This window comes from Brachymonas moutaii (nom. illeg.) (assembly GCF_049977365.1).
In the GTDB taxonomy this organism is placed as follows: Bacteria; Pseudomonadota; Gammaproteobacteria; order Burkholderiales; family Burkholderiaceae_C; genus Brachymonas.
In genome coordinates, this window is record NZ_JBNGEN010000001.1 from 336,004 (window position 1) to 359,500 (window position 23,497).

16 protein-coding genes and 1 riboswitch are annotated in these 23,497 nt (G+C 65.2%); of the genes, 5 read left to right on the plus strand and 11 right to left on the minus strand.

All coding sequences use genetic code 11. From position 1 onward, the window contains the following. Positions 1-22: 22 nt before the first annotated feature. Together thiE and thiM are read right to left on the minus strand one after the other, a co-directional pair. Positions 23-709, minus strand: a complete 687-nt coding sequence (gene thiE, locus ACP2WS_RS01535) for a thiamine phosphate synthase (protein WP_426459154.1) — start codon at positions 707-709, stop codon at positions 23-25. Further along, a complete protein-coding gene (gene thiM, locus ACP2WS_RS01540) occupies positions 706-1,566 on the minus strand; it encodes a hydroxyethylthiazole kinase (protein ID WP_426459156.1) in 861 nt (286 codons plus the stop codon). The genes thiE and thiM overlap by 4 nt, the downstream gene beginning before the upstream one ends. 298 nt (positions 1,567-1,864) lie before the next feature. Here thiM and ACP2WS_RS01545 point away from each other — a divergent pair, with 298 nt between their 5' ends. Then, on the plus strand, positions 1,865-3,052 hold the full coding sequence (locus ACP2WS_RS01545) for an LD-carboxypeptidase (RefSeq protein WP_426459158.1): 1,188 nt from the start codon (positions 1,865-1,867) through the stop codon (positions 3,050-3,052). Between the two features lie 6 nt (positions 3,053-3,058). After that, on the plus strand, positions 3,059-3,376 hold the full coding sequence (locus ACP2WS_RS01550) for a gamma-glutamylcyclotransferase family protein (protein ID WP_426459160.1): 318 nt from the start codon (positions 3,059-3,061) through the stop codon (positions 3,374-3,376). A gap of 284 nt (positions 3,377-3,660) precedes the next feature. Here the strand turns inward: ACP2WS_RS01550 and purL are convergent, their stop codons facing one another. From purL to ACP2WS_RS01575, 5 genes are all read right to left on the minus strand, one after another. Continuing rightward, positions 3,661-7,710, minus strand: coding sequence for a phosphoribosylformylglycinamidine synthase (purL, locus tag ACP2WS_RS01555; protein ID WP_374490808.1), 4,050 nt, complete (start codon positions 7,708-7,710; stop codon positions 3,661-3,663). Between the two features lie 287 nt (positions 7,711-7,997). Next, positions 7,998-8,804, minus strand: coding sequence for an ABC transporter ATP-binding protein (locus ACP2WS_RS01560; RefSeq protein WP_426459163.1), 807 nt, complete (start codon positions 8,802-8,804; stop codon positions 7,998-8,000). Then, on the minus strand, positions 8,801-9,841 hold the full coding sequence (locus tag ACP2WS_RS01565) for a FecCD family ABC transporter permease (protein ID WP_426459165.1): 1,041 nt from the start codon (positions 9,839-9,841) through the stop codon (positions 8,801-8,803). The genes ACP2WS_RS01560 and ACP2WS_RS01565 overlap by 4 nt, the downstream gene beginning before the upstream one ends. Further along, the gene (locus tag ACP2WS_RS01570; RefSeq protein ID WP_426459167.1) at positions 9,838-10,737 is read right to left on the minus strand and encodes an ABC transporter substrate-binding protein; all 900 of its coding nucleotides are present in this window, start codon (positions 10,735-10,737) and stop codon (positions 9,838-9,840) included. Before ACP2WS_RS01570 ends, ACP2WS_RS01565 begins: the two co-directional genes overlap by 4 nt. A 97-nt stretch (positions 10,738-10,834) precedes the next feature. Continuing rightward, positions 10,835-12,874 (minus strand): TonB-dependent receptor plug domain-containing protein, encoded by a 2,040-nt coding sequence (locus tag ACP2WS_RS01575; RefSeq protein ID WP_426459169.1) that lies wholly within the window; start codon positions 12,872-12,874, stop codon positions 10,835-10,837. Between the two features lie 235 nt (positions 12,875-13,109). Further along, positions 13,110-13,369, minus strand: a riboswitch (cobalamin riboswitch). 137 nt (positions 13,370-13,506) lie between these two features. On the opposite strand from ACP2WS_RS01575, the gene map reads away from it, so the two are divergent. Beyond that, a complete protein-coding gene (gene map, locus ACP2WS_RS01580; protein ID WP_374490818.1) occupies positions 13,507-14,325 on the plus strand; it encodes a type I methionyl aminopeptidase in 819 nt (272 codons plus the stop codon). A gap of 168 nt (positions 14,326-14,493) precedes the next feature. Continuing rightward, the gene (gene glnD / locus ACP2WS_RS01585) at positions 14,494-17,325 is read left to right on the plus strand and encodes a [protein-PII] uridylyltransferase (protein ID WP_374490820.1); all 2,832 of its coding nucleotides are present in this window, start codon (positions 14,494-14,496) and stop codon (positions 17,323-17,325) included. Between the two features lie 180 nt (positions 17,326-17,505). On the opposite strand, the gene ACP2WS_RS01590 is transcribed toward glnD, so the two are convergent. The 4 genes from ACP2WS_RS01590 to xseB form a co-directional block, all read right to left on the minus strand. Continuing rightward, a complete protein-coding gene (locus ACP2WS_RS01590) occupies positions 17,506-18,651 on the minus strand; it encodes a TRAP transporter substrate-binding protein (protein WP_426459171.1) in 1,146 nt (381 codons plus the stop codon). Positions 18,652-18,813: 162 nt separating this feature from the next. Beyond that, on the minus strand, positions 18,814-20,670 hold the full coding sequence (dxs, locus tag ACP2WS_RS01595) for a 1-deoxy-D-xylulose-5-phosphate synthase (protein WP_426459173.1): 1,857 nt from the start codon (positions 20,668-20,670) through the stop codon (positions 18,814-18,816). Positions 20,671-20,790: 120 nt separating this feature from the next. Next, on the minus strand, positions 20,791-21,735 hold the full coding sequence (locus ACP2WS_RS01600) for a polyprenyl synthetase family protein (RefSeq protein ID WP_426459175.1): 945 nt from the start codon (positions 21,733-21,735) through the stop codon (positions 20,791-20,793). After that, complete coding sequence (xseB, locus tag ACP2WS_RS01605; RefSeq protein ID WP_426459177.1) at positions 21,728-21,994, minus strand: exodeoxyribonuclease VII small subunit; 267 nt, start codon at positions 21,992-21,994, stop codon at positions 21,728-21,730. Before xseB ends, ACP2WS_RS01600 begins: the two co-directional genes overlap by 8 nt. Positions 21,995-22,316: 322 nt before the next feature. On the opposite strand from xseB, the gene ACP2WS_RS01610 reads away from it, so the two are divergent. Beyond that, entirely contained in the window at positions 22,317-23,459 is a 1,143-nt protein-coding gene (locus ACP2WS_RS01610) for an aromatic ring-hydroxylating oxygenase subunit alpha (protein ID WP_426459179.1), read from the plus strand. The last annotated feature ends 38 nt before the right edge of the window (positions 23,460-23,497 follow it).

Sequence of the window (23,497 nt, forward strand, 5' to 3'; positions counted from 1 at the left end):
ATGGTGTCGAGCGATGGCGCCTTCATGCGGAAGAAGGGGGGCCATGGCACGCCGCTTGCACAGCACCGAGCAAGCGGGAAGCGGCCTGTCTGGGGTCGTCTGCCGCACAGAGGGCGCGCACCACCGCCACCCCATCGGCGCCGTGGGCGATCACCGATGCGGCATTGTGCTCGTGGATGCCACCGATGGCCACCAGCGGCAACCGGCTCCCCGCCCGCGCATGGCGCAGTCCTTCCAGTCCCCACGGCGGAGCGGTATCGGTCTTGGTGGGAGTGGCAAATACGGGGCTGATGCCGAGGTAGTCCACCGGAAGCTGCTCTGCCTGGCGCACCTGCTCCAGCGTCTCCACCGACCAGCCGATGAACATGGTCGATGGCAGCAGGCGCCGCGCGTCCTCGGCCGGCATGTCGTCCTGCCCGAGATGCACGCCGTCGGCCCCGCAGGCCAGCGCTACATCGATGCGGTCATTGATGACCAGCGGCACATGGCAGGCGGCCAGCAGAGGGCGCAGCGCACGGGCCTGTGCCACAAAGTCGCGGGTGGAAAGGTGTTTTTCGCGCAGTTGCACGCAGCCGGCACCTCCGGCCACGGCAGCACGCACCACCTCATCGAGCGGTCTGCCTGTCGTCAGGGCACGATCCGTCACCATGTACACCTGCAGCGCCTCCACTCCCCAAGGCTGCAATGCGGGGCGGATGTCCAGGGTCATGCGGGCACTGCCTCCCACTGCAGACGCTGCAGGAATTCGGCCTCGGTCAGAAGCTGCAGCCTGTCCAGAAGATGCACGGCCATGCTGCCCACTCCCTGTTTCTGCGCGAGCGCACGCTCGGCGGCCATCTCGCCTGCGACGGCCATCCATGCCATGGCCGCCAGCGTGGCACGCCAGGCATCGGGCTGGACGGCGCAGACGGCACCGACCAGTGCCGACAGAGAACAGCCTATGCCGGTGATCCGGGTCATCCAGACATGGCCGTTGCGCAGCGCCGCCTGCCTGCCCCGGGCGTCCAGAACAAAATCGATCTCGCCACTCACGGCCACCGTACCTCCGGTGCGCCGTGCAAGGCTGCGCGCAGCCTCCAGAGCCGCCTGAGCCTGGGCTGTACTTTCCACGCCCCGGGTTTTCACCGTGGCGTGCGACATGCTCATGATCTCGGAGGCGTTTCCGCGCACCACGGCGGGAGCTCCCACTTCGAGCAGAGCCTCCAGCGTGCGGTTGCGGTAGGGAGTGGCTCCGGCCCCGACCGGATCGAGCACCACAGGCACACCGTGGGACCCGGCGGCCTGCATGGCAAGCGCCATGCTGCGTACCCAGTAAGGATCGAGCGTGCCGATATTGAGCACCAGCGCCCCCGCCATGGCCGTCATGTCGGCCACTTCCTCATGCGCATGGGCCATGACGGGCGCTGCACCGGCAGCGAGCAGCACATTGGCGTTGAGCTGCATGACCACCAGATTGGTGATGCAGTGCACCAGGGGAGATGCCTGCCGCACAGCGGCAATGTCGGCCCACAGATCCTGCCCCCGGAGGCAGGCGGAAGGGGGAGAATCAGGCGAGCAAGGTGTCATGACACAGGAAGCAGCAGTCGGAAAGCGGACGCATGGCGCACAGCGGCAAAGTCACTCAAGGCCCGTCCATTTCCCCTGCGCAGCATGCAGCCGCAGGAGCGGAAGCCATCGAACAGTGAACAGACCAGACTGCATTCTAGGTCGAGGAAAGACCGCCTCCATGGCAGGCCCTCCCGGGGGCTTGATGCGGGTCATCCCATCGTGGGGAGGTGGGCATCCGGCGGGCATCATTCAGGAACTGTCATGCAAATCGCCAGCGGTGCCCCATGCAGGCGCGGAATGACGCAACAATGGCTCCATGTCTTCCATGTCTCCCCCTCTTTCAGAGCATCTCCCGATCTCGCGCCGGACCTGGCTGCGGTTCGGGACGACTGCAGCATGCGCAAGCCTGTGGCCGCTGGCTTGCGGTGCAGCCGAGTCCCCGGAATCTGCAGCGCCCCATCTGCGCCTCTTTGCCTGCTCCAATTATCTGGCCCACTCGGAGCGCATCGGCATCGGCCTGCAGCGGCTGCAAAGCGCGGGATTCGTGGTGGACAACACGGCCGCCCTCTATCGGCGTCACCAGCGCTTTGCCGGTACCGATGCCGAACGGGCTGCCGACCTGCAGGATGTCGCACAGGGACGCGCCTCTCTGCCGGCGCTGCTGTTGGGTGTGCGTGGAGGCTATGGAGCCATCCGACTGCTGCCGCTGGTCGACTGGCGCCGGCTTGGCCACCGCATGCGCGAAGCGGGCACCCTGCTGATGGGATACAGCGATGTGTGCGCCGTGCAACTGGCCCTGCTGGCACAGGGGAACATGGGAAGTCTGGCCGGCCCGATGTTTTCCAGCGAGTTCGGCAGCCTGAATCCCAGCCTGTACACGCTGCGCCATTTTGTCGAGACCAGTACCAGCCCGTCCTGCGAGGTACGCGTCGCGATGCAGCCCCCGCCAACCGGCCGTGCGGTGCGCGTCGAAGGCCGCTTCTGGGGAGGCAACCTCTCGGTGCTGGCATCGCTCGTCGGCAGCCCGTGGATGCCGGATGTGCAGGGCGGCATTCTGTTCCTGGAGGATGTGGGCGAACAGCCCTACCGGCTCGAACGCATGCTGCAGACGCTGTACCTCGCAGGGGTGTTACGCAGACAGCAGGCCATTGTGCTGGGGACATTTCGCTTGGGCGGCGTGCACGATCTGTATGACGAAAGTTATGACTTCGACAGCGTCATTGCCACGCTGCGCCAGCTCACGGGGCTGCCGGTGTTCACTGGGTTCCCGTTCGGGCATATTCACGACAAGGTCACCATGCCGCTCGGGTTTCCGGCCCGGATCGAGGGCACGGAGTCCGGCTATCGCGTGGTCTTTTCGGGGTACCCGACACTGGATGCCCGGCGGCTCCACCTGCATGCACTGCTGGAATCGGCCACGGAGGTCGATGGTTCGCCTGCCCGAGCGACCTGGCCCTCACCACCAGGGTCGGAGACGGGGCCCAGTTCCACGTCCGAGGAGTGAGTTTCTATGCCGATACCCCCTGTTCTGCCTGACGATGGCTTCGTCTCGTTCGCACGCCGCTCGCCACCGGTGACGCATGTGCTGGTCTACGGTACCCTGCGACGGGGAGGCAGCAATGACATCACGCTGCTCACCCCCGCTCCGCAGTATGTGGGCACCACGCTGCTGTCCGGCACACTGCATGATCTGGGGGCCTATCCGGGCCTGGTCCTGCGCACGGATATGGCGCCCCATGTACAGGCAGAGGTATGGGCCATCACGCCGGAGCTGGAGCGCCAGCTCGACGCCATCGAAGGCATCCATCCGCAGGGACTGGACGAATAGCCAAGCGCGTCCTGTCGGTGGAGGTGGACACGGACCATGGCCACCGCCATCGACTGGACGGCATCTGCTACGAGATAAACTCCGCGTGCGTTCGCCATGCCCCCGTCATCGCAGACGGGGACTGGATGGCCTGGATCAAGAGGCGGGCACCTCGTCACGCCTGATGCGGGTCTTCCCGCGCCCATCGACCGCCATGCGCTGCCTGCTGCCTTGCCTGCTGTCTGCAGGCAAAGGCGCTGGGAGCGCGGCGTCCCGGTGCAGGGGGCGAGGGCCGGTGCGGTGGATCAGCCCACCCACTTGCGCGCGTTGACCCAGAGCTGCATCCAGGGGCTGAAGCCGCTGCAATCGCCTGCCTGGGCAGGGTCGGTCCAGCTCATCTGCGCCTGACGGAAGACCCGCTCGGGATGCGGCATCATGGCCGTGAAGCGGCCATCGGCCGTGGTCACGGCAGTGAGGCCACCAGGGCTGCCGTTCGGGTTGAAGGGGTAGACCTCGGTGGGTTGGCCATGGTGATCGACATAGCGCATGGCAGCCAGCACACGGGAAGCATCGCCCTGCACCGCAAAGTTGGCATAGCCCTCGCCATGGGCCACTGCAATGGGCAGCCTGCTCCCTGCCATGCCCTGCAGGAAGAAGCTGGGAGAGTCCAGCACCTCGACCATGCTCAGGCGCGCCTCGAAGCGGGCGCTCTGGTTGTGGGTGAAGCGGGGCCAGTGCTCGGCCCCCGGGATCATGCCAGCGAGTTCGGCAAACATCTGGCAGCCGTTGCACACACCGAGCCCAAAGGTGTCGGTGCGGGCAAAGAAGGTGGCAAAGGCGTCGCGCAGCATCGGATTGAAGGTGATGCTGCGAGCCCAGCCCACGCCGGCTCCGAGGGTATCGCCATAGCTGAAGCCGCCACACGCGACCACGCCCTGCACATCTTCGAGGCGCACGCGGCCGGACTGCAGGTCGGTCATGTGCACGTCCAGCGCCTCGAAGCCTGCGGCGTCGAAGGCGTAGGCCATCTCGATGTGGGAATTGACTCCCTGCTCGCGCAGCACGGCCACTCGCGGACGGTGGCTGAGCACGGCTGGCGCCTCGGGCGTGAAAGTGAGGTGCACGTGCATGCCGGGATCGTCCTTGGCCCCTGCAGCGGCATGCTCGCTGTCGGCACATGCGGGGTTGTCGCGCTGCTGGCAGATCTTCCAGCTCACGCTGTCCCAGACCTGATGCAGGTCGTGAAGATCGGCGGCAAAGATCTGCTGCGCATCACGCCAGATCGAGAGCTGGCCCTTGCCCATTTCGAGCGAGGAGGATTCGGCGCGCACCGTGCCGATGAAGTGAGAGCAGGCGCCCAGCCCCTGTTCGCGCAGGACCTGCATGACGGCGCTGCGCTCGCTGCTGCGTACCTGCAGCACCACGCCCAGTTCTTCGCTGAAGAGCGCATCAAGGGTCTGCTCATGCCGGCGCCCGCTGATCTGCTGGGCCCAGTTCTTGCTCTCGCCGCTGTCCATGCGGCTGTCGCTGACGCCGTCACCGGGAGCCAGCAGCATGTCGATGTTGAGGGCGACGCCCACATGGCCGGCAAAGGCCATTTCGGCCACGGCAGCCAGCAGGCCCCCGTCGCTGCGGTCGTGATAGGCCAGGATGTGGCCCTGGGCCCGCAGCAGGTTGATGGCCTGCACGAGGTGGACGAGATCCTGTGCATCGTCGAGATCGGGTACGGTGTCTCCGCCCTGCCCCAGTACCTGCGCCAGGATGCTGCCGGCCATGCGGTTGCGGCCATGCCCCAGATCGACCAGCAGAAGATGGGTTTCTGCCTCGTCGCGATGCAGCTGCGGGGTGAGCGTGCCGCGCACGTCATCGATGCTGGCGAAGGCGGTGATGATGAGACTGACGGGGGAGACTACCTTGCGCTTCTGCGCCGCGCCTTCGGCGGTGGCGTCTTCCCACTGCGTGCGCATGGACAGCGAGTCCTTGCCGACCGGGATCGAGATGCCCAGCTGCGGGCACAGCTCCATGCCCACGGCCTGCACGGTGCGGTACAGCGCGGCGTCCTCGCCGGGTTCGCCGCAGGCGGCCATCCAGTTGGCGCTGAGCTTGACGCGGGAGAGCTCGACGGGAGCGGCCAGCAGGTTGGTGATGGCTTCTGCCACGGCCATGCGGCCCGAGGCCGGGGCATCGAGCACGGCGAGCGGGGTGCGCTCGCCCATGGCCATGGCTTCACCTGCAGTGCCGGTGTAGTCGGCCAGGGTCACGGCCACATCGGCCACGGGCAGCTGCCAGGGGCCCACCATCTGGTCGCGGTGGGTCAGCCCGCCGACGGCACGATCCCCGATGGTGACCAGAAAGCGCTTGCTGGCCACGGTCGGGTGGCTCAGGACACCGATGACAGCATCCTGCAGGGACATGTCACTCACATCGAGCGGCATGCCCTGATGGGTGATCGTGTGCACATCGCGCTGCATGCGGGGCGGCTTGCCGAGCAGCACGTCCATGGGCATGTCCACGGCAATGCCGTCTGTCGGAGCGGCTCCTGCGGCGGCGAGGTCGACATCGCCCACGACCAGGTCGCGCGTCTCGGTGGTCACACCGACCACCGCAAAGGGGCAGCGCTCGCGCTCGCACAGCGCACGGAAGGCGTCGAGCGTCTCGGGCGAAATGGCCAGCACGTAGCGTTCCTGGCTCTCATTGCACCAGATTTCCTTGGGTGCAAGGCCCGATTCCTCCAGAGGCACCTGCCGCAGGTCGAAGCGTGCGCCGCGTCCGGCATCGTTGACCAACTCGGGGAAGGCATTGGAGAGTCCGCCGGCGCCCACGTCGTGGATGGCCAGAATCGGGTTGTGCTCACCCATGGCCCAGCAGTGGTTGATGACTTCCTGGGCTCGCCGCTCGATCTCGGGGTTGCCGCGCTGCACGGAGTCGAAGTCGAGGTGGGCTGCATTGGCCCCGCTGCTCATGGAGCTGGCTGCGCCGCCGCCCATGCCGATGCGCATGCCCGGACCGCCGAGCTGCACGAGCAGCGTGCCGGGCGGAAACGGAATCTTGTGCGTGAGCGTGGCATCGATGCTGCCCAGCCCGCCCGCGATCATGATGGGCTTGTGGTAGCCCATCTGGCGCACCTGCACGCCCTCCCCTGTGGTGGTGACGATGGTCTGTTCGTACTCGCGGAAGTATCCGGCCAGATTGGGACGGCCGAACTCGTTGTTGAAGGCGGCCCCGCCGAGGGGGCCTTCGGTCATGATCTGCAGCGGGCTGGCGATATGGGCCGGCTTGCCGCCGGGCTGGTCGCTCATGCCGTCCCAGAGCCGCGATACGGTAAAGCCCGTGAGGCCTGCCTTGGGGCGGCTGCCTCGTCCGGTGGCGCCCTCGTCGCGGATTTCACCGCCTGCTCCGGTGGAGGCTCCGGGGAAGGGAGAGATGGCGGTGGGGTGGTTGTGGGTTTCCACCTTCATGAGCACGTGCTGGAGCTTTTCCCGAGCCTGATAGACCATGCCATGCGAGGTGGCCGTGTCGGCCATGAAGCGCTGGCTGACGTGTCCGTCCATGACGGCCGCATTGTCGGAGTAGGCCACCACCGTGTGCTGGTGAGCCACCTGCTCGGTGTTGCGGATCATGCCGAACAGGGTCTTGTCCTGTGCCTGCCCGTCGATGGTGAATTCGGCGTTGAAGATCTTGTGGCGGCAGTGTTCGCTGTTGGCCTGGGCGAACATCATGAGCTCGACATCGGTGGGGTTCCGGCCGAGGCCACGGAAGGCTTCCACCAGATAGTCGATTTCGTCCTCGGCCAGTGCCAGCCCCCAGTCGGCATTGGCCTGCACCAGGGCAGCACGCCCTCCTGCAAGCACATCGACCTGTTCGAGCGGTGCGGGAGCAAGATGGGTAAAGAGGCGCTCGGCTGCGTCGGCCGAGGGCAGCACGCTTTCCGTCATGCGGTCGTGCAGCAGGGCTGCCACGGCTTCGAGCTGTTCGGCCGTCGGCGTAGCCCCCAGCAGGAAGTATTGCGTGCCACGTTCGATGCGGCGCACGCCGCAGGCCTCGGTCAGGCCGCAGTTGCGGGCAATATCGGTTGCCTTGGATGCCCAGGGAGAAACGGTGCCGATGCGCGGCACCACGATCAGGCTCACGGCTGCCGGAGCCTGTTCGACATACGGCTCCCCGTAGGTCAGCAGCTGCTGCAGTGCCTTGCGGCTGCCGGCATCCAGAGCCGTGCTGCTGTCGATCCAGTGCAGGAAGCGGGCGGCAATGCCGTGCACGCCGGGAGCAACGGCCTGAATGCGGGGCAGGAGCTGCTGGGCCCGGAAGGCAGTCAGGGCGTTGCCGCCCTCGAAGGAAGTGATGAAGGTTTGCATAGGGGAGGACGCAGGAGGCATCGAGGCCGCTGGAAAACGGGGAGAGAAGCACCGGTCTGCCCCAATGCAGCCGGCAGGTCATGCCGACGGCAGATCGGGCAGAGGCGTCCGTTGCAGGGGCGATGAGGAATCTTTCTATTGTAATCGGGGTCCCTGGGGCTGGGTTCCATGAGCATGCATGCCCTCCCCCTTTGTGCGGGCGCCCCAAAAAGCGGCGGTGCGCAGAGTTCTCTGGGTACGACAGACGGGAATGCTCCAGTCGCCGGCAGCTGTGATTCCGCCCCCTCCTACCGGGAATGGTCATGCGCAGCAGCCACCGCCCATGGCACCAGACAGGCCGCCTCCCCCTGCCCCCAGCGCCGCACCTCCAGGCCAAAGACGGCTTCAAGCAGGGCATCGTCCAATACGGTGTCGGGCGCCCCATCGGCCACCAGATGCCCGCGGTCGAGCACGCAGACACGCTGGCAGAACCGGGCCGCCAGGGTCAGATCGTGCAGCACCACGGCCACGGCCTGTCCCTGCCGTGCCATGTGCAGCAGCAGCTCCATGATCTGGATCTGGTGTGCTGGGTCGAGTGCGGCCAGGGGTTCATCGGCCAGCAGCACCCGGCTGTGCGTGGCCAGCGCCCGCGCCAGCAGCACCCGTGCCCGCTCGCCACCGGAGAGGGTCTGCACATTGCGCTCTGCCAGCGTCTGACAATGGGTCTGGACCATGGCTTGCTCGACCCGAACCTTGCCGCCTGTGGTGGCGGCATCTCCATGAGGGAGTCGCCCCAGCGCCACGACCTGGCGCACCGGCAAGGGCCAGTGCACCTGCTGCCCCTGGGCCAGGTAGGCCAGCCGCACGGCCCGTTCCCGGGCACTCCAGTCCTGCCATGCACGCTGCTCCAGGTGCACAGTGCCTGTCTGCAGAGTGGCATATCCCATGATGGCACGCAGCAGCGTGGTCTTGCCAGCGCCGTTGGGCCCGACAATGCCCACCAGCTCGCCCGGGCGCAGGGTCAGGCTCACTCCGTCGACGAGCGTGGTCGTTCCGGCCCGCACCACCAGGTTGTGTGCCTCCAGCACGGCTGCCGTGAACGCACTGGCATTCATGCTGCACTCCTGTCGCGACGCAGGATGAGCCGCAGGAAGAAAGGCGCCCCGATCAGCGCCGTGAGCACCCCCAGCTTGAGCTCCTGGCCCTGGGTGTACATCAGGCGCACGCCCATGTCGGCCACCAGGAGCAGCACCGCTCCCGACCAGGCCGAGACTCCCAGCAGCCGCCCCGGATCTGCCTTGACCCACGGGCGCATCAGATGGGGCGCCACCAGTCCCACAAAGCCGATGCTGCCAGCCACGGATACGGCCGCCCCGACGCTGAGAGCCGTACCCAGAAGCACACGCAGCCGCAGCCGGCGCAGGTCGATGCCGAGCGAATGCGCCGTTTCCTCGCCCAGGCTCAGTGCCTGCAGTCCCTGTCGTGTACCGGCCAGCACCAGCAGGCCGACAACGATCGCCGGCACTGCCAGCCAGACCTCCCGCATGCTCCGATCAGCGAGCGACCCCATCATCCAGAACACGATTTCCTGCAGCGCAAAGGCATTGCGCGACCAGTTCATGACCAGGGCGATCAGCGCTCCTGCCAGAGAGGAGATGGCCACGCCGGCGAGGAGCAGCGTGGTCGTGTCTTCGCCCCGCCGCGCCAGGGCCAGTACCAGCAGCACCGCCAGCAGGGTGCCTGCCATGCCGGCAAGCGGCAGGGCCAGAATGGCGAGCTGGGCGAGGCCGGTATACAGGGCCACCACAGCTCCCAGCGCAGCCCCGCTCGTGATGCCGAGCAGGCCCGGCTCGGCCAGCGGATTGCGCAACAGCCCCTGCAGCGCCGCGCCCGACATGCCGAGTGCCGCCCCCACGGCCACACATAACACGGTGCGCGGCAAACGCAGATCAATCAGAATGCGCGTGGGCACCCACTCCCCCGCCCAGACTCCACTCAGCAGCCGCCAGGGCGAGAGATTGACATACCCGATCGCGAGCGACAGCAAAATGAGCCCCCCCAGCATTGCTCCCGCGCCCGCCAGCTTCATCCGGCTGGCTGCTGCGGTGCCACCGAAGCAGGTTTTTCCGGCAGATACATCACGCTCCATCATGCCGACTTCTCCTTGCGCACCAGATGTCTGCGGGCCTCCAGCATGCGCACCACATCCAGACTCCAGGGGCCTCCGCAAATGGTCATGCGCGTGGGAACCACCATCTCTCCCAGCCTCAGGTGGGCCAGCGCCACCGGCAGCCGGTCCCGGAACTCGATGCTGGGCTCGTCCCGACCATAGTCCGGCGTCAGCAGCAGATCCGGCTGGGTGGCCACCAGCCGTTCCATGGGCAGATACCCGTATCCGCGCAATCCGGCCATGGCTGCGGCATTCCGGTATCCAGCGAGTTGCAGCAGCTCATCGAACATGGTGCCCGTGCCACTGCCATAGCCCATCCAGCTGCGCTCTGCTGCCACAGGCTGCAGGGTGGCGGACTCTTGTGCACGTGCTGCGCGCAGAGCCTGTACCTCCTGCTGCATGCGCGCCACCAGCGCACGCCCCCGCTCGGGTCGCGCCACAGCCTCGGCCACCACCATGGTCTGGATGGCCACTTCGTGCAGCGAATTCGCCAGCGGCACTTCCACGACGCGCACACCGAGCTGGCGCAGCATCTGAGCCGTGTAGCGTGTGGTGTACCGGCCCACCAGCACCAGATCGGGCCGCAGCCGCAGGATGCTCTCCGCATCGCCTCGCACGCCGGGAATGCCGCGGGCACGCTCGGCCAGCATGGACATGCGCGGGTCATGGGCCAGCTCGCTCACCGCCACCACCTGATGGCGATCGGCAAGCTGCAGCACCAGCTGATCGGCGCACAGATTGAGCGATACGATGCGCTGCGGCCGGGCTGCAGCCGGCGCCGCAGAAGAGGAGGCAGATTTCCCTTGCGAACTGGCCTGCGGCCCGGGGACCACAGGCGCAGCCGCGTCACGGCATCCGGCCAGTGCAGCTGCCAGCATGAGCACCGCCGGCAGGCACCGCCCCCTGCGCCCCATGGAGCGCACCGCTCCTGCCGCCCTGCCGAGTCGCCCTGGCCTGCGCATCGTCCGCCCTGCCTTACAGGAAGTCCCAACGATAGGTCAGCTTGACCTCACGCCCCGGCATGGGGTAGCCCGGCACCACCTGGTAGGCGCGGTTGAACAGGTTGTCCACCGCCACCCGCACCGTCTGGTGAGCTGCCGGCTTCCAGCTCATGCTGGCATCCCACAGGGTATATCCACCCTGCTGGCCCAGCGTGCTCGTCCAGTCCGCCCAGTAGGCAGTCTTGAGCGTGCGGCCGACATACCGGGCTCCCAGATGGGCTCCCACATTGCCCCAGTGGCCATCGAGCGAGGCCCGCAGCGTCTGGCGCGGCACGTATTCCAGATCCGTCCAGCCCGAGCCGTTGTTCTGCTCCGCGCGGAAACTGTAGCTGTAGCCCACCCCCAGATCCAGCGCCGGGGTGATGCGCCAGCGGCCACTCAGCTCCATGCCCTGCATCCGGGCTCTGTCGGCATTGGTCCACGAGGACACATTGCCCGGCAGCGTCACCGCCACGATCTTGTCGTGCACGCGCGTGTCATGAAGGGTCACATCCGCGTTCCAGTTGTCCTGCTCTGCCGAGAGGCCGATGTCGGCGCTGACGCTGCTCTCCGGCTTGAGCGCCGGATTGCCCTGGTAGTCCATGCCGTAGCTCGAATACTTGCCCGCAAGTTTCCAGGCGCTCGGAGCCGCATAGCCCCGGCCGATGGTCGCATGCAGCGCCAGTGCAGGCGTGAGGGCATGGCGGATGCCGGCACTCGGGCTGAACTGGTGGAAGTTGCGGCTCTGCGGAGCGTTGTCCGGGAAGTCATCCGTGTCCAGGGTGGACAGACGAAAATGGTCGTATCGTCCCCCCACATAGGCCGACGTGCGTCCGTCGTTGAAGCGGACGTTCTGCTGGGCATAGAGCGCAGCGTTTTCCTGTCGGCTGTCTGGCTGGTAGACCGACGGGGAACCATACCAGTAGCTCACCGAGCGCGCCTTCTGTACCTGGTAGTCGAACCCGTAGACCAGCTCCGCACCGGGGTGCCACTGCCATTCGTCCTTGAGCTGCACCCCATGCCAGTCCAGTGCCGACTGGAACGAGGGAGTCCTGGAGCCATCGGTGGCCACGTCGTCCATGGACGTATGTTCCTCACCCCTGTAGCCCGTGATGCTGAGTGCATGGTTGCCCACATCCCCCCTGAGCACGGCGCTGTAGAGCCGATGGGTCATGTCCTTGACCGTCGGCGTGCCCGAATAGCCAGGCAACGCTCCAGGATTCTCCACATCGTTGCCCTTGAACAGATCCGCGCGCACGTCGAGCTGCCACTGCGGCGCCAGCCTGAATCCCAGTCGCAGGTCATGGTGGTAGGTGTCATAGCCGCTCGGATGCGCCGTTCCTCCCGGGTAGCTGTAATCGCCCTGACGGTGCCATCCGCCGAAATAGTCGAAATTGAGCCAGGGTGTCAGTGCACCGCCAATGTCTCCCTGCACCTCGCGCTGGCCCATAGTGCCGGCAGACACCTCCACACCACCCTGCAGCGCACCCGTGCGGCGCACCGGAATCAGGTTGATCACGCCTGCCATGGCCTGCGAGCCATAAAGGGACGACGCAGGCCCCTGCAGCACCTCGATGCGGGACACGCCAGCGGTGGGCATCATGCTCAGCTCGTTGACGATGGCCGGAATGCCATCCTGCAGCACCAGCGTCTGCAGCGATTCGCCCACCATCGGGCTATAGGGCGTGAATCCGCGCATGCCCACGGCCGAGGACAGCCCCGGATACTGCTTGATGTCCACGCTCGTGGTCTTGCCCAGCAGATCGGCCAGCTCCGCATGGGGCGTCGCCTCGATCTGTCTGCGCGTCACCACCTCGATGCGCTGGGGCGTGTCCTTCACGGACATTTCGGCACGCGAGCCGGTGATCACCACGTTGTACTCCGGGGCATCGCCCCCGTCGGCGGAATCGCGCGGTGCCTCCCCTGCCGATGCCTGTGCCGCCGCAGTGCCCGAAGTCTGCGCCACGGCAGCCGCCACCGGACTGAGGCAGAACAGCAGCCCTGCCAGCCGGAACATAGAAATGGAATGTGTCATTGTCGATACGGTGTATGACCGCATTGCACGCATCCGGAAAAACACGCCAGCCGGAGTGCCCCGCACTGCCTTGCCTTGCACCCCCATGCCGGCCCCCGCGCGCTTCCTGAACTGAAACGCACGGACACCCTCTGCACGGACGTGCATGGCTTCATGCCATGCCGCACCCCGAAGACGGACTCCCGGTCTGCTCCCCGCAAACGGTCAAGATACTGGCTGCCGCACCCTGAAGCGGCAGCACGCTGCATGCCAGGCCGGTATCCGGACTCGTGAGTCTTGACGTTTCGCCTTCCCATCCGATGTCGATCCAAGAGAACCGCATTGCACGGACTCCACGACCCAGACAGTGGCTGCCGCGCGGCATGGACCATGTCGCGCAGCATGAAACGCCCACACTCACCCACCGTTGCGGGGGCAGTCCGGGCATGGCGCCCTGCAGGCGCGCACCCGGTTCCCGTTCAACCCTTGCGGGGCACCTGGCATTCTCTCGTTCCTGCCCCGCCTCACAGCGGTGAGGGTTCGGTGCAGGAACTCTCCATTGTATCGGCGATGCGCTCCCATCCCTCTCCAAGTGCATGGAAACGGCAACCTTCGTCATGCAATGCACGGGCAATGCGCGGATAATCTCCTGCATGAGCATCATCATCCATACCCCTGAAGAAATCGAGGAAATGCGCAAGGCATGCCGCTTTGCGGGCGAACTGCTGGACTTTCTCGGTCCCCATGTCGTCCCCGGCATCACCACCAACGAGCTGGACCGCCTCTGCGAGGAATACACCACCAGCCACGGTGCCGTCTCCGCGCCCCTCAACTACGCGCCTCCCGGCCACCGCCCCTATCCCAAATCGATGTGCACCTCGGTCAACCACCAGGTCTGTCACGGCATTCCCAACGACAAGCCGCTCAAGAAGGGCGACATCGTGAACATCGACGTCACTCCCCGCCTCAACGGCTGGCATGGCGATTCGAGCCGCATGTACATCGTGGGCGGTGAGGATGCCGCGCCCCCCTACGTCAGCCGGCTGTGCCGCGTCACCTACGAATCCATGTGGAAGGGTATTCTCGAAGTCAGGCCCGGAGCCCATCTGGGAGACGTGGGCCACGCCATCCAGAAATACGTCGAGAGCCACGGCTACAGCGTGGTACGCGAATTCTGTGGACACGGAGTGGGCCGCGACTTCCACACCGATCCGCAGGTGCTGCACTACGGCCGGCCAGGCACCATGGAGGAACTGGTTCCAGGCATGATCTTCACCATCGAGCCCATGGTCAATGCAGGCCGCCGCGAGATCAAGGAAGGTCCCGATGGCTGGGCCATCGTCACCAAGGACCGATCCCTCTCGGCCCAATGGGAACATGCCGTGGTCGTCACGCCCACGGGCTATGAGGTGCTCACCCTGTCGCCCGGCATGCCCGCGCTGCCCGACTTTGTGCACGCCACTGCGACCTGATGCCCATTCCCGGTGCTCGGCCGGCAGACGCTGTGGCCTTGTCCGGGGAGGCAGTGCCCTGGTGCGCTTCTTGCTTGCCACGGAGTTGCACCTCTCCGGAGTGCCTGGTCAACCTGCCGGTGCCACTCCTTTCCGGTCCTCCGAGAAATCTGCCTTTTCCCCTTTCCCATGAGCACTCCGTCTCCCTTCTCCGCCCCTGCCCCGCTCACGCGCCAGGACTACCAGGCCGCCAAGCAGGCCCTGCTCGCGCCGCTGGCCGATGAATCCGGCAGCGTGCGCGCCATGCGCAGCATCATGGGCATCCTGCACCGGCTGGCGCAACTCACCGATCACTCGCTCACGGCCCTGTGGCAGCAGCACGGGCTCGACCGCGAACGGGTTGCGCTGGCGGCAGTGGGGGGCTTCGGCAGAGGCGAGCTGTACCCCTACTCGGACGTCGATGTGCTCATCCTCCTGCCCATGCCCATGCAGGAAGCGGGGGCCGACCTGCGCCAGCGCATCGAGGCTTTCGTGGGCAGCTGCTGGGACATGGGCCTCGAAATCGGCTCCAGCGTGCGTTCGGTGCAGGAATGCGTGGCCGAAGCCGAAAAGGACATCACCGTCCAGACCGCCCTGCTCGAACGCCGCCTCATCACAGGCCCCGCCGACCTCTACGACGCGCTGAGCGCCGCCTATGACAGTGCCATGCACCCCTACGGGTTCTATCTGGCCAAGACGCTCGAGATGCGTCAGCGCCACGGCAAGTACGAGAACACGCCCTACTCGCTCGAACCCAACTGCAAGGAATCTCCCGGTGGCCTGCGCGACCTGCAAGTCGTGCTCTGGGTAGCCAAGGCAGCCGGCTACGGAGACTCCTGGAGCGCGCTCATGCGCAGCGGGCTCATGACACCCTATGAAGCACGCCATGTGCGGCGCAGCTACGTCATGCTGAGCCTCGTCCGCACCCGCCTCCACATGGTCGCGCGCCGCCGCGAGGACCGCCTCATCTTCGATCTGCAGGACCCCGTCGCCAAGCTCTTCGGCTATGCGCTGGAAACCCCCTCCTCCCGAGCCGGCAAGACCAGTCCGCTGCGCCCCAGCGAAGCGCTGATGAAGCACTACTACTGGACCGCCAAGGCCGTCACCCAGCTCACCCAGATCTTGCTGCTCAACATTGCCGAGCGGCTGCAGGCCAGCGGCCACACGCGCGAGGACGATCCCGCTCCGGTCACCGAAGCCATGAAGCGCCTGCAGGACAGCGCCAGAGCCCAGCAGGCCAGGGCCGCCATCCAGGCCGAGGAATCGGGCAACTCCGCCCTGGCCCTGCAGGAAACCGTCAACCCGGTTGCCAGCACGGCCGTGACGGACATCGACTACGAACAGCAGACCCAGGAACCCCGGCACCTGCCCTCCATCAACGAGCGCTTCCTCGACAACAACGGCCTGCTCGAAGTCGCCACCGACGACCTGTATTTCCGTGAACCGCACGCCATCCTGGAAACCTTCATCCTGGCCCAGCGGGAAATCGGCATCAGCGGTCTGTCTGCCCGCACCCTGCGTGCGCTCTACAACGCCCGGGTGATCATGGACAGTGCCTTCCGGCGCGATCCGGTCCACCATCGCCAGTTCATGGAGATCCTGCAGGCCCCTTCGGGCGTCACCCATGCCCTGCGCCTGATGAACCAGACCTCCGTGCTGGGCCGCTACCTCTGGGTGTTCCGCAAGATCGTGGGCCAGATGCAGCACGACCTGTTCCACGTCTACACGGTCGATCAGCACATTCTCATGGTCGTGCGCAACGTGCGGCGCTTCTTCATCCCCGAGCACGCGCACGAATACCCTTTCTGCTCCCAGCTCGCCGCCGGCTGGGATGCCCCCTGGATCCTCTCCACCGCAGCCCTGTTCCACGACATCGCCAAGGGCCGCGGAGGCGACCACTCCCAGCTCGGCGAGCAGGAAGTGCGCAAGTTCGCCAAGATCCATGGCATCTCCCAGGAAGACACCGACCTGATCGCCTTTCTGGTGCGCCAGCACCTGACCATGAGCATGGTGGCCCAGAAGCAGGACATCAGCGACCCCGATGTCATCACCGCCTTTGCGAAGACCGTGGGCAACGAGCGCTACCTCACCGCCCTCTACCTGCTCACCGTGGCCGACATACGCGGCACCAGCCCCAAGGTCTGGAACGGCTGGAAGGGCAAGCTGCTCGAAGACCTCTACAAGGCCACGCTGCGCGTGCTCGGTGGCCACGTGCCCGATCTGGATGCGCTGGTGGAAGCACGCAAGCGCGATGCCCAGGTCGAACTGGCGCGCTACTCGATGCCCTTCGAAGGCCACCTCAAGCTCTGGAACGCCCTGGACGTGAGCTATTTCATGCGGCATGACGCCAACGAAATCGCATGGCACACGCGTCACATCGCCCGCCATGCCGGACAGGGCAGAACCATCGTTCGCGCCCGGCTCTCGCCGCACGGCGAGGGACTGCAGGTGCTGGTCTACACCCCCGACCAGCCCGAGCTGTTCGCCCGCATCTGCGGCTACTTCGACAGCGCCTCGTTCAGCATCCTGGATGCCAAGGTCCACACCACCACCGACGGCTACGCGCTCGACACCTTCCAGGTGGTCACCTCCATCATGCCCGAGCACTACCGCGAATTCATGACCATGGTAGAGAGCTCGCTCACCCACGTCCTTGAGCATCCGGGCGCCCTGCCCGAACCTTCGCATGGTCGACTCTCGCGCCGGGCCAAGAGTTTCCCCATGACGCCGACGGTCCAGTTCACCCCGGATGAAAAGGTCGAGCACTGGCTCATCACCATCAACGCCAGCGACCGCATGGGACTGCTTTACCGCATCACCCGCGTGCTGGCGCACGACCATATCCACCTGCAGCTCGCGCACATCTCCACCATGGGCGACCGGGTGGAGGACACCTTCCTCGTCAAGGGCAAGGGCCTGTCATCCGGCCCGGTGCAGGCCCGGCTCGAATCGGACCTGCTCGACGCCATCTCGGCCGCATGAAGGGAGGCGGAGGCTGCGCTCTCTTCGTGAAGCCTCCGCCCAGAACAAAGGCTCCCTGCCCAAAAGGGCACAGGGAGCCTGAGAAGGGCAGCCTGCGGGCGCTGCCTGTGACCTGCTGTCGGTACATCCCCGCCTCGGAACGCACAGACAGACGGCGCACCAGCTGCGCCGCAGCCAGGATCAGACCTTGACCGTCGCCATGTAGCTGTCGAAGCGGAACTGCGAGAAGCGGTTCCAGAGGATCTGGTCGCGCTGGAATTCACGCATCGACTGGTGGATCTTCTTGAACTCGGGCGACTTGGCTTCGTGCTCGGCGAACACCTCCATCGAGGCCTTGAACCCGGCGTCCATCACTTCCTTGGAGAAAGGCTTGAGCTGGGTGCCGGCAGCCACCAGACGCTTGAGGGCGCCGGGGTTGCGCGCGTTGTACTTGGCTGTGGTCTCGGCAGCAGCCACGCGGGTAGCTGCATCGACAATGGCCTTGTTGGTGGCCGACAGAGCGTTGTAGGCCTTGGCATTGATGAAGAATTCCAGCTCGGCGCTGCCTTCCCACCAGCCGGGATAGTAGTAATAGGGGGCCACCTTGTTGAAGCCGAGCTTTTCGTCGTCATAGGGGCCGACGAATTCCACGGCATCGAGCGTGCCCTTCTCCAGCGCCTGGTAGATGTCGCCGGCCGGCATGTTCTGGGACACCACGCCCAGCTTCTGCATGGCTTCGCCGAACACGCCGCCGCCCATGCGCATCTTCAGCCCCTTGAGGTCCTCGGGGGTGTTGATTTCCTTGCGGTACCACCCCCCCATCTGCGTACCGGTGTTGCCGGCGCTGGCGCTCTTGATGTTGTACTTGGCGTAGAACTCGTCCATGAGCTTGCGGCCATTGCCCTGGTCCATCCAGGCATCCATCTGGAGCGTGGTGAGCCCGAAAGGCACTGCACAGCCAAAGGCAAAGATCGGATCCTTGCCAGTGAAGTAGTAGGACGCGGTTTCTGCCATCTCGATGGTGTTGTTCTGCAGGGCATCCACCACGCCGAAGGCCGGCATGAGCTCACCGGCTGCATGCACGGTCACCTCGAACTTACCGCCCGAGAGCTGCTTGACGGTTTCCGCGAACCGCTCTGCGCTGCCGTAGATGGTGTCGGTCGACTTGGGAAAGCTCGAAGCCAGACGCCAGCGCACAGTCTCGCCACTTTGCACGGCAGGCGCCCCCTTCACAGCACCGGAGGCACCGGCATCGGCACCCTCCTTCTTGCCGCACGCCGCCAGCGCGCCTGCAGCCACCGTAGCCCCGGCGATCCCGAGGTTCTTGACCAGTGAACGTCGATCCATCTCTACTCCCTTGAAGTCATCCAACTTGGAAAATCGCCGAATTATAGGACGCTCCCCTGCAGGACCTGCGTCCGCACTTTCCCATGCCTGGTGTGGAACATGCACGACTGCCAAAGCATCCACCGGCACTCGTCTGTCCGAGACCGGCTGCATGCGCTTGTTTCAGGATGCCCCGAAGCGCTGGCGGATGGAGGCCTCGATCCCTGCGCCATCGAGTCCCTGCATCTGCAGCAGGCGCACCGGGTCTCCGTGTTCGATGAACACATCCGGGAATCCCAGCTGCAGCACCGGTCGACTCAGCCCATGTGCCTGCAGATGCTCCATGACGGCACTGCCTGCCCCTCCCATGATGCAGCCGTCCTCGATGGTGACAAGTGCCTCGTGCCCCTCTGCCACCTGCATGAGCATCTGATGGTCGAGCGGCTTGGCCCAACGCATGTTGACCACCGTGGCATCAAGCCGCTCGGCGGCTTCCAGCGCCGGATACAGCAGCGTGCCGAAAGCGAGGATGGCGATGCGCCTGCCCTGCCGGCGCAGCTCGGCCTTGCCATAGGGAAGCTCTTCCAGTCCTTCACGGGGGGGATGCCCCACACCTGCTCCACGGGGGTACCGCACCGTCACCGGGCTGTTCTGGGCATAGGCGGTCGACAGGAGCTGCCGACATTCGGCCTCATCGGCTGGGCAGGCCACACTCATGTTGGGAATGCAGCGCGTGAAGGCGATGTCGTAGTTGCCGGCATGGGTCGGACCATCGGCTCCGACCAGTCCGGCCCGGTCCAGTGCGAACACGACCGGCAGATTCTGCAACGCCACGTCATGGATCAGCTGGTCATAGGCACGCTGCAGAAAGGTGGAATAGATGGCCACCACCGGCTTGAGCCCTTCGCAGGCCAGACCGGCCGCAAAGGTCACGGCATGCTGCTCGGCAATGCCCACGTCGTAATAGCTGTCGGGGAAGCGGCGATGGAACTCCACCATGCCAGACCCCTCGCGCATGGCCGGCGTGATGCCGACCAGACGCTTGTCGTGCGCAGCCATGTCGCACAGCCATTTTCCGAACACCTGGGTGAAGGTAGTCCTGGGCGTGCCTGCAGGCTTTTGCAGCCCCACGGCAGGATCGAACTTCCCGGGGCCATGGTAGGCCACGGGGTCGGCCTCTGCGAGCTCGTAGCCGTGTCCCTTCTTGGTCACCACATGCAGGAACTGGGGGCCCTTGAGCTTGCGGATGTTTTCCAGGGTGGGAATGAGCGATTCGAGATCATGCCCGTCGATGGGGCCGATGTAGTTGAAGCCGAACTTCTCGAACAGCGTGGCCGGCACCACCATGCCCTTGGCCTGCTCCTCCAGCCGCTTGGCCAGGTGGAGAAGCGGAGGGGCGTTCCTGAGCACGCTCTTGCCCACATGGCGTGCCTGCGCATAGAAACGGCCACTCATGAGCTGCGCCAGATAGCGGTTGAGCGCTCCGACAGGAGGGCTGATGCTCATGTCGTTGTCGTTGAGAATGACGAGCAGATTGATGTCGTCCTCGACTCCTGCATTGTTGAGGGCCTCGAAGGCCATGCCGGCCGTCATGGCGCCATCCCCGATGACGGCGATGTGCTGGCGGTCGGTCAGTCCCTGCTGGCGTGCTGCCACGGCCATGCCCAGCGCCGCCGAGATGCTGGTGCTCGAATGTGCGGTGCCGAAGGTGTCGTAATCGCTCTCGTCGCGCTTGGGAAAACCGCTCAGTCCCTGCCATTGCCGCAGCGTGGGCATGCGGGCCTTGCGTCCGGTGAGGATCTTGTGGGGATAGGTCTGGTGCCCCACATCCCACACGATGCGATCATCGGGCGTATTGAACACATAGTGCAGAGCAATCGTCAGCTCCACGGTCCCCAGATTGGAGCTGAGGTGTCCCCCTGTCTTTGAAACGCTGTCGAGAAGAAAACCGCGCAGTTCATCGGCCAGCGCCACGAGTTGCTGACGGGGCAGTCGCCGCAGTTCCTGGGGATTGTGAATGCTGTCTAACAAGGATGACATGAAGGACACGTCCTGAAGGGCAGGAGCATGCCAAGGCGACATGCCTCTGCCGGTGATGGGGGAGATGCACGGTTTCTGGGCGTGCCTGTCTGCTCACGATTGTAATGAGCCGGACAGAACTCAGAAGGCGCGATCGATCATGAGGTCGGCCAGGGCCTTCAACCGTGCGGTATTGGACAGTCCGGAAGACTGCAGCGCAGTCAGGGCATGGTCATGCAGATCGCGTGCAAAGGCCCGGGAGGCATCCAGCCCAATCAGGGACACATAGGTGGGCTTGTCCTGCGCCGCATCCTTGCCGGCCGTCTTGCCCAGGGTCTGCGAATCCGCCACCACATCCAGAATGTCGTCGACCACCTGGAAAGCCAGACCCATGGCCGAACCATATTCGGCCAGCGCCTCCTGCGCCCTGTCTTCCACTTCCGCTCCGCAAGCCGCTCCCATGCGCACACAGGCCCTGAGAAGAGCCCCTGTCTTGAGTTCATGCATGTGCTGAAGCTCCGGTGCCGACAGGCGCTTGCCCACACTGGCCAGGTCAATCGCCTGTCCCCCGGCCATGCCGGTCACTCCCGCAGCACGGGCAAGCTGCCTGCAGAGCTGGGCCTGCATCTCGACGGGCATGTCGTCCTCTGACGGGGGAGGCGCGAGAAGCTCGAAGGCCAGTGCCTGCAGGGCATCCCCGGCCAGCAGTGCCCCCGCCTCCCCGAACTGGACATGCACGGTGGGCTTGCCCCGCCGCAGCACATCGTTGTCCATGCAGGGCATGTCATCGTGCACGAGCGAGTAGGCATGGATCAGCTCCACGGCGCAGGCCGCCCGCAGCATGGCCCCTGCATGGCCCTGCACCGCTTCTCCTGCGGCATACACCAGGAGAGGCCGCAGACGCTTGCCTCCATCGAGCACGGCATAGCGCATGGCTTCCTTGAGCGGAGAAGGGGCATCCCGCCCCACCCATCGATCAAGCCCGGATTCGACGGTTTCCAGCACATGGCGATTCCAGGCTGCAAAGGGCTGCGCGGCCCAGGGAGCATCGCCCTGGATTTCCGGCGTATGCATATGCTCAGTCATGAGAAGTCTCCTCGCGGATTCCGACGGCGTCGCCGGTCTGCTGTCCGGAAGCATCGAGCACGCGGATCTGCTGCTCCACGGAGGCCAGGCGTTCCTTGCAGAATTCGAGCAGTGCCGATCCCCTGCGATAGCTTTCGAGCAGCTGGTCGAGCGGCGTCTGTCCCGATTCCAGCGTCTGCACCAGAGACTCCAGTTCCGCCAGGGCGGCCTCGTAGGTGGCCGGCATTCTGTCGCCGGCAGATTGTTTCTTACTGGTCATCGTTCGGTTTTACCGTGAATATGCCTCGAATTGTAAGGGCCGGCCATGAACATGGCGGCCTCTTTTCCTGTGCGGCATCCGGCGTTGGGCTGCTGCTCCCGCCATTCCCCCTGTTGCCGGTGCCCAGACCTCGGGCATGGATGCGTCTTCCCTTGGCCGGGAACAGGGACATTTCTGCAAACAGGGGGTGTAAGGTACAATTGAAGATTCGCCGGTGGGGGCATGGTGGCATGTGCTTCCCGCAATGTTTCGACATGCTTCACCTTTTCGCGCACCTTGCGCACCTGCCCCTTCATAGGGGGAGTCTCTAGGTCAGGACAAGATGTCTGATTTAAGTCTTCAATTACAGCAGGCCAAAAGCCAGTTCCCCGTCAGCAGCTATTTCAGCGAAGCGCTTTTCCGGCGCGAGCTCGACACCATTTTTGCCCAGGGGCCGCGCTACGTCGGCCATGTGGCGTCCGTACCGAATGTGGGGGATTACTACGCCCTGCCCCAGGAAAACGAGGGGCGTGCGCTCGTGCACACCCCTGAAGGCATCCAGCTCGTCTCCAATGTCTGCCGGCACCGTCAGGCCGTCATGCTCAAGGGACGCGGCAACCTGGCCGAGAAATCCGGTGGTCACATCGTCTGCCCCCTCCATCGCTGGACCTACAGTGCCGGGGGCAAGCTGCTGGGCGCCCCCTATTTCAGCCATGATCCGTGTCTGGATCTCCACAACTACCGCCTGCACGAATGGCACGGCATGCTGTTCGAGGACAACGGCCGCGACATCCATGCCGATCTCGCCGACATGGGCCCGGCAAGCTCGCTGACTTTCGACGGGTATGTGCTGGGGCATGTCGAATCGCATGTCTGCAACTACAACTGGAAGACCTTCATCGAGGTCTATCTGGAGGATTACCACGTCGGCCCCTTCCATCCCGGACTGGGCAACTTCGTGACCTGCGATGACCTGCGCTGGGAATTCAAGCCCGAGTATTCCGTCCAGACCGTCGGCATCGCCAACCAGCTCAAGAAATCCGGCAGCCCGGTCTATAAGCACTGGCAGGATGTGCTGATGAAATACCGCCATGGCGAACTGCCAGAGCATGGTGCCATCTGGCTGACGTATTACCCTCACATCATGGTGGAGTGGTATCCCAACGTGCTGACGGTGTCCACACTGCATCCGCTTGCCGTGGATCGCACGCTCAATCTGGTGGAATTCTTCTACCCCGAGGAGATCGCGGCCTTCGAGCCCGAATTCATGGAAGCGCAGCGCGCAGCCTACATGGAGACCTGCATCGAGGACGACGAAATCGCCGAGCGCATGGATGCCGGCCGCAAGGCTCTGCTGGAGCGTGGCGACAACGAAGTGGGCCCCTACCAAAGTCCCATGGAAGATGGCATGCAGCATTTCCATGAGTGGTACCGCCGCAAGGTGGGATCCCCCGAAGACCTCGCCCAGGATGCCCTGCCCCGGTAATGCGGTGCGCTCGTCTCCTCTCTGAATCCGAGGCCCGT

Excerpts from the sequence above, each read along its gene's own strand:
- thiE (WP_426459154.1), bottom strand. The coding sequence starts at position 709 with ATGACCCTGGACATCCGCCCCGCATTGCAGCCTTGGGGAGTGGAGGCG.
- ACP2WS_RS01545 (WP_426459158.1), top strand. The coding sequence starts at position 1,865 with ATGTCTTCCATGTCTCCCCCTCTTTCAGAGCATCTCCCGATCTCGCGC.
- ACP2WS_RS01610 (WP_426459179.1), top strand. The coding sequence starts at position 22,317 with ATGTCTGATTTAAGTCTTCAATTACAGCAGGCCAAAAGCCAGTTCCCC.
- dxs (WP_426459173.1), bottom strand. The coding sequence starts at position 20,670 with ATGTCATCCTTGTTAGACAGCATTCACAATCCCCAGGAACTGCGGCGA.
- ACP2WS_RS01600 (WP_426459175.1), bottom strand. The coding sequence starts at position 21,735 with ATGACTGAGCATATGCATACGCCGGAAATCCAGGGCGATGCTCCCTGG.
- thiM (WP_426459156.1), bottom strand. The coding sequence starts at position 1,566 with ATGACACCTTGCTCGCCTGATTCTCCCCCTTCCGCCTGCCTCCGGGGG.
- ACP2WS_RS01550 (WP_426459160.1), top strand. The coding sequence starts at position 3,059 with ATGCCGATACCCCCTGTTCTGCCTGACGATGGCTTCGTCTCGTTCGCA.
- ACP2WS_RS01565 (WP_426459165.1), bottom strand. The coding sequence starts at position 9,841 with ATGATGGAGCGTGATGTATCTGCCGGAAAAACCTGCTTCGGTGGCACC.
- glnD (WP_374490820.1), top strand. The coding sequence starts at position 14,494 with ATGAGCACTCCGTCTCCCTTCTCCGCCCCTGCCCCGCTCACGCGCCAG.
- ACP2WS_RS01570 (WP_426459167.1), bottom strand. The coding sequence starts at position 10,737 with ATGCTGGCAGCTGCACTGGCCGGATGCCGTGACGCGGCTGCGCCTGTG.
- map (WP_374490818.1), top strand. The coding sequence starts at position 13,507 with ATGAGCATCATCATCCATACCCCTGAAGAAATCGAGGAAATGCGCAAG.
- purL (WP_374490808.1), bottom strand. The coding sequence starts at position 7,710 with ATGCAAACCTTCATCACTTCCTTCGAGGGCGGCAACGCCCTGACTGCC.
- ACP2WS_RS01560 (WP_426459163.1), bottom strand. The coding sequence starts at position 8,804 with ATGAATGCCAGTGCGTTCACGGCAGCCGTGCTGGAGGCACACAACCTG.
- ACP2WS_RS01590 (WP_426459171.1), bottom strand. The coding sequence starts at position 18,651 with ATGGATCGACGTTCACTGGTCAAGAACCTCGGGATCGCCGGGGCTACG.
- ACP2WS_RS01575 (WP_426459169.1), bottom strand. The coding sequence starts at position 12,874 with ATGACACATTCCATTTCTATGTTCCGGCTGGCAGGGCTGCTGTTCTGC.
- xseB (WP_426459177.1), bottom strand. The coding sequence starts at position 21,994 with ATGACCAGTAAGAAACAATCTGCCGGCGACAGAATGCCGGCCACCTAC.